This window comes from Niveispirillum sp. CC-CTL257 (assembly GCF_059489915.1).
The window spans coordinates 2,798,894-2,812,500 of record NZ_JCAJXE010000001.1 but is presented as its reverse complement, the minus strand read 5'-3'; the positions used below and the strand labels follow the sequence as shown (position 1 = coordinate 2,812,500).

At 65.4% G+C, this 13,607-nt stretch carries 14 protein-coding genes (1 of these 14 cut by a window edge); 7 read left to right on the top strand and 7 right to left on the bottom strand.

The window, feature by feature from the left end; genetic code table 11:
• On the bottom strand, positions 1–132 hold the 5' portion of the coding sequence (locus ABC729_RS13175; RefSeq protein ID WP_495608018.1) for a hypothetical protein. Its footprint begins 225 nt before the window's first position; 132 of the gene's 357 nt are visible here — the first part of the coding sequence; its start codon is at positions 130–132; the stop codon falls past the left edge of the window.
• A 154-nt stretch (positions 133–286) separates the two neighbouring features.
• Between ABC729_RS13175 and ABC729_RS13170 the strand changes: the two genes are divergently transcribed.
• Positions 287–1,180: a sugar phosphate isomerase/epimerase family protein gene (locus ABC729_RS13170; RefSeq protein ID WP_495608017.1), complete on the top strand. Its 894-nt coding sequence runs from the start codon at positions 287–289 to the stop codon at positions 1,178–1,180.
• Between the two features lie 91 nt (positions 1,181–1,271).
• Here ABC729_RS13170 and ABC729_RS13165 read toward each other — a convergent pair whose 3' ends face one another.
• The 4 genes from ABC729_RS13165 to ABC729_RS13150 all read right to left on the bottom strand — a co-directional run bounded on the left by ABC729_RS13165 (position 1,272) and on the right by ABC729_RS13150 (position 5,983).
• Positions 1,272–1,670: a helix-turn-helix domain-containing protein gene (locus tag ABC729_RS13165; RefSeq protein ID WP_495608016.1), complete on the bottom strand. Its 399-nt coding sequence runs from the start codon at positions 1,668–1,670 to the stop codon at positions 1,272–1,274.
• A gap of 294 nt (positions 1,671–1,964) precedes the next feature.
• Positions 1,965–3,293 (bottom strand): amidohydrolase, encoded by a 1,329-nt coding sequence (locus ABC729_RS13160; RefSeq protein WP_495608015.1) that lies wholly within the window; start codon positions 3,291–3,293, stop codon positions 1,965–1,967.
• 12 nt (positions 3,294–3,305) lie between these two features.
• Entirely contained in the window at positions 3,306–4,619 is a 1,314-nt protein-coding gene (locus ABC729_RS13155; RefSeq protein ID WP_495608014.1) for an amidohydrolase, read from the bottom strand.
• Between the two features lie 17 nt (positions 4,620–4,636).
• Entirely contained in the window at positions 4,637–5,983 is a 1,347-nt protein-coding gene (locus ABC729_RS13150; protein WP_495608013.1) for an amidohydrolase, read from the bottom strand.
• Positions 5,984–6,341: 358 nt separating this feature from the next.
• Here ABC729_RS13150 and ABC729_RS13145 point away from each other — a divergent pair, with 358 nt between their 5' ends.
• From ABC729_RS13145 to ABC729_RS13130, 4 genes are read left to right on the top strand one after another with little or no spacing between them, the layout of a single operon-like run.
• Complete coding sequence (locus ABC729_RS13145; RefSeq protein WP_495608012.1) at positions 6,342–6,668, top strand: helix-turn-helix domain-containing protein; 327 nt, start codon at positions 6,342–6,344, stop codon at positions 6,666–6,668.
• The gene (locus tag ABC729_RS13140) at positions 6,665–8,947 is read left to right on the top strand and encodes a Mu transposase C-terminal domain-containing protein (RefSeq protein ID WP_495608011.1); all 2,283 of its coding nucleotides are present in this window, start codon (positions 6,665–6,667) and stop codon (positions 8,945–8,947) included. The genes ABC729_RS13145 and ABC729_RS13140 overlap by 4 nt, the downstream gene beginning before the upstream one ends.
• On the top strand, positions 8,944–9,663 hold the full coding sequence (locus ABC729_RS13135) for an AAA family ATPase (RefSeq protein ID WP_495608010.1): 720 nt from the start codon (positions 8,944–8,946) through the stop codon (positions 9,661–9,663). The genes ABC729_RS13140 and ABC729_RS13135 overlap by 4 nt, the downstream gene beginning before the upstream one ends.
• A 3-nt stretch (positions 9,664–9,666) precedes the next feature.
• A complete protein-coding gene (locus ABC729_RS13130; RefSeq protein ID WP_495608009.1) occupies positions 9,667–10,131 on the top strand; it encodes a helix-turn-helix domain-containing protein in 465 nt (154 codons plus the stop codon).
• 94 nt (positions 10,132–10,225) lie between these two features.
• On the opposite strand, the gene ABC729_RS13125 is transcribed toward ABC729_RS13130, so the two are convergent.
• Positions 10,226–10,522, bottom strand: a complete 297-nt coding sequence (locus tag ABC729_RS13125; RefSeq protein WP_495608008.1) for an STAS-like domain-containing protein — start codon at positions 10,520–10,522, stop codon at positions 10,226–10,228.
• The gene (locus ABC729_RS13120; protein WP_495608007.1) at positions 10,516–11,403 is read right to left on the bottom strand and encodes an ATP-binding protein; all 888 of its coding nucleotides are present in this window, start codon (positions 11,401–11,403) and stop codon (positions 10,516–10,518) included. Before ABC729_RS13120 ends, ABC729_RS13125 begins: the two co-directional genes overlap by 7 nt.
• A gap of 368 nt (positions 11,404–11,771) precedes the next feature.
• On the opposite strand from ABC729_RS13120, the gene ABC729_RS13115 reads away from it, so the two are divergent.
• Entirely contained in the window at positions 11,772–12,716 is a 945-nt protein-coding gene (locus tag ABC729_RS13115) for a phage tail tube protein (protein WP_495608006.1), read from the top strand.
• Between the two features lie 160 nt (positions 12,717–12,876).
• The gene (locus ABC729_RS13110) at positions 12,877–13,575 is read left to right on the top strand and encodes a hypothetical protein (RefSeq protein WP_495608005.1); all 699 of its coding nucleotides are present in this window, start codon (positions 12,877–12,879) and stop codon (positions 13,573–13,575) included.
• The last annotated feature ends 32 nt before the right edge of the window (positions 13,576–13,607 follow it).

Sequence of the window (13,607 nt, the reverse complement as noted above, 5' to 3'; positions counted from 1 at the left end):
GCGGGTCAGCATGTCGGTCCGCCAGCGGCTTTCCTCCCCACAGCAGACGCAATGCATCTGGAAATCATGGCCCCGAAAATTCGCGAGACCCACATTGCCCGTCAGAGCGCTGTGTCGGATTGCCGGTCGCATCACACCCTCCATCACTCCATGTTCGCTTTCTGTTCTCTATCTACAATGTTCTTATTTTGTTCTCAAGCGGATTCATTCCTGCTTGCGCGTGAAAGCGGCAGGGGTGATAAGCGGAACGGCACCTGATAACGCTGTCAGAACAAGAACGGGGGAGATGATGGGCAGGGCGTGGATGCGGGGGGCGGCCATCGGGCTGTCGCTGGCAATGGGAATTTCGGTGGCGGCCCTGGGCGGGGCCAACCCGCCCGTGCCGGACGCGAACATCGCGGTGCAGCTCTACAGTCTGCATAAGGATCTGGACCGCGATGCGCCGGGGACCCTGAAAGCGCTGCGCGACAGCGGCGTCACCCAGGTGGAAGCCTATGGGTTGCTGGGCCGGGATGCCGCCGGATTCAAGGCGCTGCTGGATCAGGCCGGGTTGGTGGCGGTCGGCAGCCATGTCAGCCTGTCCGACCTGCGCGACAATGTGCCGGGCATCATCGCCACCGCCAGTACCGTCGGATACCGCTATGTCGGCGTGGCCTGGCTGAAGCCGCAGGGGGCAGCCTCGGACAAGGGTATCGGGCCGGCGGAGGTGGATGCCGCCATCGCCGCCTACAAGGCCGCCTGTCCGGCCCTGAAGGCCGCCGGTCTGCGCGTGATGTATCATCTGCATGGCTATGAATTCGCCGCCGATCCGGCGGGCAAGGGCACCCTGATGGACCGGATGCTGGCCGGGCTGGACCCGGCCTGTGTTGAATTGCAGATGGATGTGTTCTGGGTGCTGAAGGCTGGGGTCGATCCCGTCGCGCTGCTGAAACAGCTGGGCGGGCGGGTCAAGCTGCTGCATGTGAAGGATATGCGGCCGGGCGGCAGCACCGGTGAATTCACAGGCTCGGCCCCTGCCAGCGATTTCGCGCCCATCGGGGCCGGCAGCGTGGATTGGGCTGCCCTGGTGGCGGCAGCGCAGGCCGCCGGCGTCGACTGGTATGTCCTGGAGGACGAATCGCCGACGCCGGCGGCGCATTTGGCCCGCTCCCTGTCCTGGCTGCGGGGTAGCGCGGATTAGGCGTCAGCCGTAATCCGCGGGCTGGCCCAAGCGGCGAAGCGCGAGTTTCCGCGGATTACGCTTCGCTAATCCGCGCTACGTTCGGGTGAGGTCACGTCCCCTCCGCCCGCCAGACATAGCCGGTGCCGGGATCATTGCCGATAGCGTCAAAGCTCTGGTCGATATCCCGGAACTTCTTGCGGATACGCTTGATGAAGGCGCGGACATTGGCGCGGTAGCCGGCATTGCCCTTGCCGGCCATGAAGCCCGGCCCGTGCACCAGATCATACAGCTCACGATAGGTGACGGGGGTGCCGGGCTTCTGTGCCATCAGGCGCAGCATCTTCATCTCCGTTCCCGTCAGCGGCACGGGCCGGTCCTGCCACAGCGTATGGCCGGTATCGAAGCGCAGATGCAGGTCCCCCTGGGTCAACGGCGTCGCACCGCCGGATGGCGTAGTCCCGGCGGCGGCCAGGAAACTGAAGGTGGGCAAGGGGCTGCTGAGTGACATGTGCTTTCTCCAGGTCAGTTGTGCCGGCTTCCTCCCCCACCGGCTTGTCCTGGATGCACTCCACCCCCCGCGCATGGCGCGGAGGGGGCCGAAAAATGGCGGGCCTGGGACAGTTGGCCCGCCTAGCCTTTTGCGTTGCGGGTGGTTAACCCGATGGGTTTAGAGCAGTTTTCCTTTGACCGGAAAATTGCTCCGGCGGCGACCGCCGCCGCGCGGCCCGTGCCGCGTGAAGCCAAGCGGCGGATGCCGCGCCGGCGATTGTGGGGGCGTATTTCCGGCTAACGGAAATACGCCCTAGTGGGTGGAAAGCCACGTCACCGTAAGGCTGGCCATGGCTTCGGCACCCAGGGCGAGGCTGCTTTCATCCACCTTGAACAGGGGGGAATGGTTGCTGGGCACCTTGTCCAGCGGCACATCGGGCGGGGTGGCACCGACCCAGAAGAAGAAGCCGGGGATTTTCTGCTGGAAGAAGCTGAAATCCTCCGCCCCTGTCGTCTTGGTGCCTTCCACCAGCTTGCCCGGCCCCGCCACCTGTGCCAGGACCGGGGCGGCCCAGGCGGTCAGGTCGCGGTCATTGTCGGTGACGGGATATCCCGTTTCGATGGTGACGGTGGCCTTGGCCCCGGCACTTTCGGCAATATTCTCCGCGACGCGGCGGATGCGTTCATGCACCTCCTGGCGCATGCCCTGATCAAAGGTGCGGATGGTGCCGACCATTTCCGCCTTGTCGGGGATGATGTTGGAGCGCACGCCGCCATTCAGCGCGCCGACCGTCACCACCGCCGGTTCCTTGATCACCTCCATATTGCGGCTGACGATGGTTTGCAGGCCGACCAGGATCTGCGCGGACGTCACCAGCGGGTCCACGCCCGTCCAGGGCCGACCGCCATGGGCCTGACGGCCCTGCACCACGATCTTGAACGTATCGGCCGCCGCCATGGCGGGACCAGGGCGATAGGCGATGGTGCCGGCATGGTAGGAGGAGCCCAGATGCAGGCCGAAAATCGCCTGCGGCTTGGGTTCGGTGTCCAGCACGCCCTGTTTCACCATCAGCTGCGCCCCGCCTTCCTCCCCCTCCGGTGCGCCTTCCTCCGCCGGCTGGAAGATGAACTTCACGGTGCCCGGCAACTCCGCCTTGCGCTTGGCCAGCAGTTCGGCCACCCCCATCAGGATGGCGACATGCCCGTCATGGCCGCAGGCATGCATGACGCCCACATCCTGACCGTTGTAATTGGTGCGGACCTTGGATGCGAAGGGCAGGTCCACCTGTTCAGTGACGGGCAGGGCGTCCATGTCGGCGCGCAGCGCCACGACCGGGCCGGGCTTTCCCCCCTTCAGCACGGCAACGACGCCGGTATGGGCGACACCGGTCTGCACCTCCAGGCCCAGTTTCTTCAGGTGATCGGCGATCAGCTTAGCCGTCCGCACCTCCCGGTTGCCCAGTTCCGGGTTCTGGTGGATATCGCGCCGCCACGCGATGATCTTGCTCTCCAGCGCCCTGGCGTCGGCCTTCACATAGGCGGGCACTTGCGGGGCATCGGCGGCGTGGGTGGCAGGGGACAGCAGGGTCAGCACCGTCAGGGCGGCACCGCCCGCGCGAAGGAATTTGTTCAGTCCGGTCATGGAAAGCCGCCGTCAATGGGAAGAAAGATAGGCGACGGTCAAGGCCGCCATGGATTGGGCACCGACCAGCAGGCCGCGTTCATCCACCTTGAACAAAGGCGAATGGTTGCTGGGCGCCTGATCCAGCGGCAGATCGGGGTCGGTGACGCCGATGAAGAAGAAGAAGCCGGGGATTTTCTGCTGATAATAGCTGAAATCCTCCGCCCCCAGCGCCTTGGGCGCCAGACTGACCTTGTCCTTGCCGGCCACCTGTTCCAGCACGGGCACGGCCCAGGCGGACAGGGCCGGGTCATTGACGGTGACGGGATAGCCCAGGTCGATCTCCACCTCCGCCACGGCACCATGGGCGGCGGCGATGCCGGTCGCCACCTCCTTCACGCGGCGGTGAACCTGTTCGCGCATGCCGGGGTCCAGGGTGCGGATGGTGCCGATCAGGTCGGTCTCATCGGGGATGATATTGCTGCGCACCCCGCCATTGATGGCACCCACCGACACCACCGCCGGTTCCTTGATCAGTTCGACATTGCGGCTGACGATGGTTTGCAGGCCCGTGACGATGGCCGACGCCGCCACGATGGGATCGGTGCCGGCCCAGGGATAGGCCCCGTGCGTCTGCTTGCCCTTCACCTTGATGCGGAACGTGTCGGACGCGGCCATGACGGGGCCGGGGCGGTAGGAGACCTGCCCGATATGATCATCCGACCCGACATGCAGGCCGAAAATGGCCTGTGGTTTGGGATCGGTGGACAGCACGCCCTGCTTCACCATCAGTTCGGCCCCGCCTTCCTCCCCCTCCGGTGCGCCTTCTTCCGCCGGCTGGAAGATGAACTTCACCGTGCCGGGCAGGCCCGCCCTTCGTTTGGCCAGCAGTTCGGCCACGCCCATCAGGATGGCGACATGGGTGTCGTGCCCGCAGGCATGCATCACCCCCACCTCCTTGCCGTTGTAGGTCGTGCGCACCTTAGAGACGAAGGGCACGGCCACCCGTTCGGTGACGGGCAGCGCGTCCATATCGGCGCGCAGCGCTACCACCGGGCCGGGCTTGCCCCCCTTCAGGATGGCGACCACGCCGGTATGGGCGATGCCGGTCTGTACCTCCAGACCCAGTTTCTTCAGATGGTCGGCCACCAGCTTGGCCGTCCGCGTCTCCCGGTTACCCAGTTCGGGATGCTGGTGGATGTCGCGTCGCCACGCGATGATCTTTGCCTCCAGCGCTTTGGCATCCTCCATCACATAGGCGGGCACCGGCGGCGCGTCGGCGGCGTGGGCGACGGGCGACAGGAACAGGGCGGCCAGCGCCGCACCGGTCAGCAGAGTCGTGCGCATCGGGGAACCTTTCCGCCTCAATGGCTTTGCAGATAGGCGACGGTAACGGCGGCCAGCGCCTCCGCCCCGGTCAGCAGCGAGGCCTCATCCACCTTGAACAAGGGCGAATGGTTCGAAGGTGCCTTGTCCAGCGGCACCTCTGGCCCGGTGGAGCCGACCCAGAAATAGAAGCCGGGGATCTGCTGCTGGAAGAAACTGAAATCCTCCGCGCCGCCGGCCTTGGGTCCGACCGACACATTCCCCGCCCCCGCCACCTTTTCCAGGATGGGGGCGGCCCAGGCGGTCAGCGCCGGGTTATTGTCGGTGACGGGATAGCCCAGATCGATGCGAACGCTGGCTGTGGCCCCCTGGCTTTCGGCGATATTTTCCGCGATCTCCTTGATCCGGCGGTGAATCTGTTCGCGCATCTTGGGGTCGAAGGTGCGGATGGTGCCGATCATCTCCGCCTTGTCGGGGATGATATTGTCACGCACGCCGCTGTTCAGCGCGCCGACCGACACGATGGCCGGCTCCTTGATCAGTTCGACATTGCGGCTGACGATGGTTTGCAGGCCCGTCACAATCTGCGACGCCGTCACGATGGGATCGGTGCCGGCCCAGGGATAGGCACCGTGCGTCTGCCGCCCCTGCACGGTGATGTGAAAACTGTCGGCCGCCGCCATGGCAGGGCCGGAACGGTAGCTGATGGTGCCCGCACGACCGGCGGAGAACAGGTGCAGGCCGAAAATGGCTTCCGGCTTCGGGTCCTTGGACAGGACCCCTTCCTTCACCATCAGTTCGGCCCCGCCTTCCTCTCCCTCCGGCGCGCCTTCCTCCGCGGGCTGGAAGATGAACTTTACGGTGCCGCGCAGTTCGCCTTTGCGCTTGGCCAGCAGTTCGGCCACGCCCATCAGGATGGCGACATGGCCGTCATGGCCGCAGGCATGCATGACGCCGACATCCTGGCCGTTATAGGTGGTGCGAACCTTGGACGCGAAGGGAAGATCCACCTGTTCGGTGACGGGCAGGGCGTCCATATCGGCGCGCAAGGCCACCACAGGACCGGGCTTGCTCCCCTTCAACACGGCAACGACGCCGGTATGGGCTACCCCGGTCTGCACCTCCATGCCCAGCTTCTTCAAATGGTCGGCCACCAGCTTGGCGGTCCGCGTCTCGCGGTTGCCCAGTTCCGGGTGCTGATGGATATCGCGGCGCCAGGCCACGATCTTGCCCTCCAGCGCCTTCACGTCGGACTTGATATAGGCGGGAATGTCAGGGGGCGCCGCATTCTGCGCCTGTGCCATCGGCACCAGGAAGGGCAGCACCAGGGCTGCCAGCAATCCTGTCCCCACCCGCTTCAACCCCGTCCGACCCGACACCCGCATTTATTTTCTCCGCATGGATGCTGATTTGTTCAAGAGGGTGACAGGGGATGCGGGCGGGCGCAATGGGGCGTATCCAAACCCTGTCCACCCCCCGACGTTTTGAGGCTGGGTGGGGTGTTGGGAAGGTGGGGGGATTTGGGGTGGGGAGGGGTGGGGGCGGGGGATTGGGGGAGGAAGGGGGAAGGTGGGGTGGGGAAGGGTGGGGGAAAGGCGGAAGGGGTGAGGGGCAGGGGGGATGGGGTGGGGCAGGGGAAGTCGGAAGGGAATGTAGGTTTTTAGTCGGAAATCAATTTTCGATATTGACGAATTAAATCCTAGATGCGAACAAACTCCCATGACTATTCGGGGGAGCGTTCGCATGGGAAGTCTGGAGGAGAGGGGCGAGGAGGGGGCCGGGATCGGGGTGCCGCGGGATGCGCGGGAGCGCAGTATCTGGGTGCAGGGGCGGTTGCGGCTGCGCGCCTCCTCCTTCGCCGCGATCGCGCGGGGGCTGGGCATTTCGGCCCGTGCCGTGGGGCAGGCCATGTTCATGCCCAACCATCGCGTCGAACGGGCGCTGGCCGCCGCCTTGGGGATGGAGCCGCAGCTTCTGTTTGCCGAACGCTATGACGCGGACGGGCGGCGTCTGCATCCGGTGCGGGCCGCCGGGGCCATGGATCAGGCCGGGCCGGGGGGTGGGGCATGAGCCGGACGGCGGAGGTGAGGACTTCGGTCCTTGATGTCGCCGCCGCCGGGGCGGGGACGCTGCTGGATGCGCGTGCCCTGTCGCAGGTTCTGGCCATCAGCGAACGGGCCGTGCGCATGCGCGCGGCGGCGGAGAACTGGCCCTGTCAGACCAGGCCGGTGCGGGGCGGGCGGCTGAAGATGTTTCCGCTGGCCCGCCTGCCGGCCTGGGTGCGCGAGGCGGTGCTGGCGCAGCAGCTGGCGACGGGGGGTGCTGGGGGAGGCCCGTCGGCGGGTGGGATTGAGGCGGCGGGGGCGGTTTCGGCCCCGGCGTCGGGTGGGCGGCCCCTGGGTCCCGGCGTTCGCCGGGATGACGAGAAGGGAGGGAAGAAGGGGGTGGTTGCGAAACGGGCAGCCCTGCCTGCCCCTGCCGCACCCGCCCTGCCCGCTCCCGTGGCACCGATGCCGGTGACGGGGGGGAAGGTGCTGCTGCGGCCAGGGGAGCTGGAGGTCTGGCAGCGGCGCTGCATGCAGGCGCGGGCCGCCATCATGGTGCATGTGCGGGCCATGGCGACGGAGGCCGGCGTGAATGCCGCCCTGCGCGTGGTGGCGCGGCAGGCGGCGGCGGGGATGCTGCCGCCGGCGCTGGCGGCCCAGGTGCCGCTGGCCAATGCCCGGGCCGGCGATGGGGGGGAGCGCACCCTGTCGGTGCCGACCCTGAAACGCTGGTGGGGCGTGTGGAACCGCAGCGGTTTTTCCGCCCTGTCGCTGGTGCCGCAGGCCACCAGCCGGGGGCCGGTCGTGCCGGCCTGGGCCGCCTCCTTCCTGGCCGCCTGGCGGTTGCCATCCAAACCGTCGGTGCCCGATGCGCTGTCGCGCATGATCCTGCCCGACGGCGTGGCGAGGCCCAGCGAGAAACAGGTCCGCCTGTTCCTGTCGCGCCTGCCGGTTCTGGAGCGCGAGAAGGGCCGGATGGGGCCGGCGGCGTTGAAGGCGATGCGGCCCTTTATCCGCCGCGCCACCGATGGGATGGAGCCGCTGGACATTGTCATCGCCGATGGTTTCACGGCCAAGCATGACGTGGCGCACCCCATCCATGGCAGGCCCTTTGCCCCGGAACTGACGGTGGTGCGCTGTGTCGTGACGCGCCGCGTCATCGGCTGGTCAGCCGGGCTGGCGGAAAGCACCTGGACCGTCATGGATGCCTATGCCGATGCCGCGCGCAAGGCCGGGCTGTGGGCCGTGGCCTATACCGATAATGGTGCCGGGTTCCGGTCCAAGCTGAATATCGGGGAGCTGGCGGGGTTGCAGGGGCGGCTGGGTGCCACGCACAGCCTGGGGCGGCCCGGCAACCCGCAGGCGCGCGGGCAGATCGAGCGCGGCTGGGACCGGCTGTTCATCCAGCCGGCCAAGCTTCTGCCCAGCTTCAAGGGGGCGGACATGGATGAGGAGGCGCGCCGCCGCATCAGCCGCCGCATTGAACAGGATATCAAGCGAGACGGGGCATCCCCCCTGTTGCAGGAATGGGCCGACTTCCTGCGCTGGGCCGGGGAATGTGTGGCCGCCTATAACGCCGCCCCGCATCAGGGCCTGCCGCGCATCCGCGATGCGGTGACGGGCAAGCGCCGGCATCTGTCGCCCGATGAGGCCTGGCAGAAGCATCTGGACCAGGGCTGGACGCCCGTGCACCTCCGCCCCGAGGAGGCGGACGACCTGTTCCGCCCGCATGTGGTGCGGCGGGTGCGGCGGGGCGAGGTGATGCTGTTCAACAATGCCTATTTCCATGCCGGTCTGGAGGATCACCATGGCGAGACGGTGCAGGTCGGGTTCGATATCCACGACCCGTCGCGCGTCTGGGTGCGCCGCCTGTCGGGCGTGCTGATCGCCGTGGCCGAGGCGGGGGGCAATGTCCGCCCCTATATCGACCGGCTGCGTCTGGACCGCGCCCGCCGCCGGTTGCGGCCAGTGGAGGCCAAACGGGCGGAGATCCTGGCCGAGCTGGGGCTGGCCGCCGATGGGGCGGGGTTGATCGAGGGGCGGCAAGAGCCGGTGCCGGTGGAGATGCCGCCGGTGGCGGGCGAGGGCGACGCGCGGCCCGATTTCTTTGCCAGCGACCTGGCCATGTATGCCTGGTGTGCGGCCCATCCCGATCAGGCCACGCCCCATGACCGCGCCTATCTGGCCGAGGCGGCGGCGGGCGATGTGCGCCTGTCCCGCGCCATGGCCGACCATGACCGCCGGCATGGGACGGACCTGTCCTCCCTGCTGCTGCCCCTATCCTGTGATGGAGACACGCCATGAAAACGGCTTTTGCCACCACCAGCAATTCCATCGCCTTTGACGAGGCGGTGCGGGCATTGGCCCGGCGCGGCGCGCGGGAGGCGTCGTGGCTGCTGCTCTGCGGTCCCGCCGGCCATGGCAAATCGGCGCTGGCCCGGCATTATGCGGCAGAGGAGGGGGGCGTTTACCTGCGCGCCAAGGCGCATTGGACGCCGGCCTCGTTGCTGGCCGAACTGGTCCAGGGCTTGGGCCAGGTGCCCGAACGCGGCAATGCCGGGAATTTCGCCCTGGCGGCCCGCGTGCTGTCCAGTCAGCCACGGCCCCTGGTGGTGGATGAGATCGACCATGTGCTGGGCAAGCGCGAGGCGCTGGAAAGCCTTCGCGACCTGTCGGATGTGACGGGGGCCGGCATTGTGGTGGTGGGGATGGAGGAGGCGGAACGCCGCCTGAAACGCTTTCCCCAGGTCTATAGCCGCATCAGCCAGGTGGTGCGCACCCGTGCCCAGGACCGGGGCTTTGTGGCCGCCATCCTGTCCGACCTGTGCGAGGTGGCGGTGGAGGAGGGCGTGGCCGATATCGTGCTGGCCCAGACGGGCGGCCATCTGCGCGAGATCCTGGACGCCATCGCCATGATCGAGGCCATCGGCAAGCGCCAGGGCACGGGGGCCTGTGTCACCGCCGCCATGGCCAAAGCCGCCCCCCTGACCGGAGGCCGCGCCGCGCGGCCGGGACGGTGAGCGATGGAAAGGTTGTCGCTTTCCCTGGCAGAGCAGGAGCGGGTGCGGCGGCGCGACAGCCTGCCGGTCCTGCCCGATGCCTATGCGCCACTGGTCCGGCTGGTCGGGCTGGCGCGGACCCTGCGCTTCATCCGGCGCTATGGCGGCACCGACGCCCGCTTTCCCGCCCGGCCCGGTCCCGACCATGAGATGGTGGCGATCCTGGGCCGGCGCGGGGTGGCGCTGCTGCGGGCCGACTATGGCGCGCTGGACCTGCATTGGCCGGCGGCGTCCGACTATCTGGCCCTGATCGATGCCCGCGCCCTGCGGGTCAAGGGCTGGAGCGTGCGGGAGATCGCGCGGCGGCTGTACCGCGATCCCAAGACCATTGAGCGCTATGTGAAGGGTGTGCGGGTGCCTGGGGGACGCCGGCGGGGGCGGGAGAAGGCGGGGGCGGGGGTGCTGCCGCTGTTTGACTGGGCGGGGTGAGGGGGCTACGGCTGAAACCGGCCCCATTGCGCCATGTTCACCTGAAACGCTGTCGCGGCGACCTGTTTCAGGGCCGGGGGCGGGTGATCAAGTGTCAGGCTGCTGCCGTCTGTTGCGATGCGGCCTTGTTCAGTCGCTCCCGGATCATGCTATTGATTTGGGTCGTGCTGTCGACAATGCGCAGGCGGCGTTTGATCTCCTCAAAGCTGAACGTGTCCAGCAGGGTCACGAAGGCCGCGTTTGCAAAGGAGGAGGGGACGGTGTGCGCCCCCCGGAACGAGAGCGTGACAGTATTGCCCGCCGCGAACTCCCGCCGCAGGATGGTGGCCACCACTAAACCATCGTCGGCGGTGTAGCAGTGCGGAACATGGTCAAGAACGGTGATTACCATTCGAAATCCTCCCGCTCATCGTCAACCAGTTCAATCGTGTCGGTCCGCATGCGGATTTCGACCAGAGTGCCAGGGTAGAACCCTAAAGGTTCTTGTATCACGTGGCGGAGTGCTCCGTCATGTTCGTCACATGTTACCCTGCCATACCCTGAATGTATGTGCAAAATCCCCTTGTTCAAGCTTGCGACGTTCTGGATGAGGAAATGCAGCCCCACACCCATGTTTGTCTTGATGCTCTTTGCACTGACGCCGTCCTTACATGCATGTAATATTGAATCTCCATCATTTTGAAATTCGGCAATTTTCGAAATTGTTTTCGGTATTCCTACGCCAAAGTCGGAAATTGCAAAAACAACCTCATTCTTATTGGGGTAATGTTGAACGAATATGCACCCGATATCCTCCACTGAGTGATCTTTTATGTTGTTAAATAGCTCTTTTAGACACGTGTCTATTTGTGATAATGATGCCTTTGTTTTCTTTAAGCTATTCATCAGCCAGGGCATGAGGTGTGTATCCAGCCAAGCGAAGCTTTCGCTGTGGCTGACACGGCACAAAGGGACCGTGGTCTCTCGTACACAAGCATCGGCACGCAGTGTTTTGCCGTTCATAAAGCTGGCGAAGAACTGTGAGTCGTCTAGGAATCGAATGGCTTCTTTATTTTTATCTGCATTCTGATAAAGGCATTGAACTTTGTTTTTTCTGAGCCATTCAATTGTATTGCTCAGTGCGGTGACAGCTGAGGGCTCTATAAACCATAAATTCTTGAAGTCAAAACATATTTTATCGCTCGCAGGTTTGTTATCATTTGCTATTGATTCTGAAATTAATTGGTACATCGTGATGGCATTAAATTTACCCGGAACCAGTATATTTTTCATGATCCTTCGATAGCTCTTCGTGTTTGGGTTGTCATTTTCTGACATGGCATATGAATAATTTTAATATTAAACATCACATCCCTTAATAGATTATATGTATCTCGTGATGTCGTCGTCAGTTCGTTCGGGCAGCCCCACCCCTATCAAAGGAATAAATCCCCAATCCGCCCCCGCGCCCGTCCGGGGGGCGCATACTCTTTGTTCCTGGCACTTTCCTGTCACCGGATGTGATGCCGGCGCGGGTTTGGGTGGGGTGAGATGAAGGACTTACATCCTAAATCCTACCCCTTCCGCCCCGCACCCCAGACACCAAACCCGTGACCGGCGCCGGCCCCGTGGCCGTTTGCGCCCGCCCAGGAGAGCTATCCATGGCCGTTCCTTACAAGTGGGACACGAAGGTCGTGTTCCTGACGCCCGAATTGACCAAGGGCACCGTTGCCACCCTGGCCGATACCGACGCGCTGATCACCATGAACGGCGCCATCACGCCCATGGATGGCGGCGAGGTGGAGCTGGCCCTGGATGGCCGTCAGGCCGCCGCGCGCGAGGCCTATACCACCAATCTGCATCAGTCGGTGTCGTTCGAGGTGCCGCTGTGCCCGCCGTCCGCCGCCGCCACGGCCCCGCACTGGGGCACGGCTGCCCGCCTGATGAGCCTGGCGGAGACCATCGTTTCCACGACCCGCGTCGAATATTCCCCGACCCTGACGGCGCAGGAAAGCTTCACCTGCCGCTTCTACCGCGATGGCGAGCTGCGCGTGCTGGCCGGTTTGATGGGCGGGGGTTCCATCCGTCTGCCCAACGGCCAGGTGCCGATCCTGTCGGTGCAGGGCAAGGGTGCCTATGCCGCCCCGACGGCGGCCAGCGCCCCGCCGCAGACGCCCAACTATGCCTCCTACCGCACGCCGGCGGTGATCAGCGATGAGCATACGCCCATCGTGAAGCTGGGCGGTGTCGATATCGCCTTTGAAAGCCTGGAGATCGACCTGGGCAATGCCGCCAGCTTCTCCAACCGCCCGAACTATTCCGGGGCGGAGGTGAATGCCTTCAACCCGACCGGCACCCTGACCTTCCTGGCCCCGGCGCTCGGCACCCTGAATGTCGAGGCGATGCTGGACAGTAAGGTGGCGTTCCAGCTGGTGCATTACACGGCGGCCGGCACCCAGATCGGCTTCACCGCCGATGCGGTGCAGGTGGGCCGCGTCACGCAGCAGGACCTGAACGGCAATGTCGCCCTGTCGGTCCCCGTCCGCTTCACCCGCCCGGCCAGCGGCCCGGCCTTCAAGCTGTGGTCCGGTACGGCGCCTGTTTGATTGGTGACGGGGTAGGTCAGGTCGAAGCGGACGCTTCGCCCCCACAGTGTAGGATTTAAAGCCTTGACTGTCAGGGCTCGCCGTTGGCTCGACCTGACCTACGGCATCCCCCCGTTCCCACCCCACCCCCATCCATTCCATTCCTGAAAGGTATTTCCCCATGGGCCTGATCCTTGCCCCCCGTCACTATGAATGGCCGGTGCATGTGCCGGTTCCCAATCCCGGTATTCCGGGGCAGTTCGAGACCCGCCGCCTGCTGGCGCGGTTTCAGCCGCTGCCCAATTCGGAAGAAGAAGAGCTGCTGACGGGTCTGGCCCGTGCGGGCCGGCAGCGGGACCAGCGGCGCGAACGCCTGCGCCTGACCCTGAAGGGCCTTGCCGGCCTGACCGACCGCGACGGGGAAGAGATCGCCTTCGACGAGGAGGTGATGGATCAGGTGCTGGACGATGCCCGTCTGGTGGCGGCCCTGGACAAGGCCTACATGGCGTCCGTCGCGGGGGTGGAGCCGGGCAAGCCGGCCTCCGTCAAGGAAGGCTATGTCCTTGATCAGTCCAACAGTTTCAAGTTCCCGATCGAGGTGGAACTGCCCGATCCGGCCCGTCCTGGCCGCACCGTCACCCATCGCCTGATGGGGACCTTCAAGGAACTGGGTCTGTCGGCGGCGGTCAGCAGCCGCGATCTGGCGGGCGACGCCACCCTGGATGTGCAGGGGTTCCAGACGCCCGACGGCAAGCCGGTGCCGTGGGATCAGGCCAAGAAGGTGGCGCTGGATGATCCCGCCATCACCAACGCCCTGCTGGTGGCCTATCAGCGCGGGTTGGACGGGGTCGCGGTACAGGCGCGCCGCGAAAAAAACTGAGAGAGGCTGCCCGGTTCTGGGGAAAGCGACGC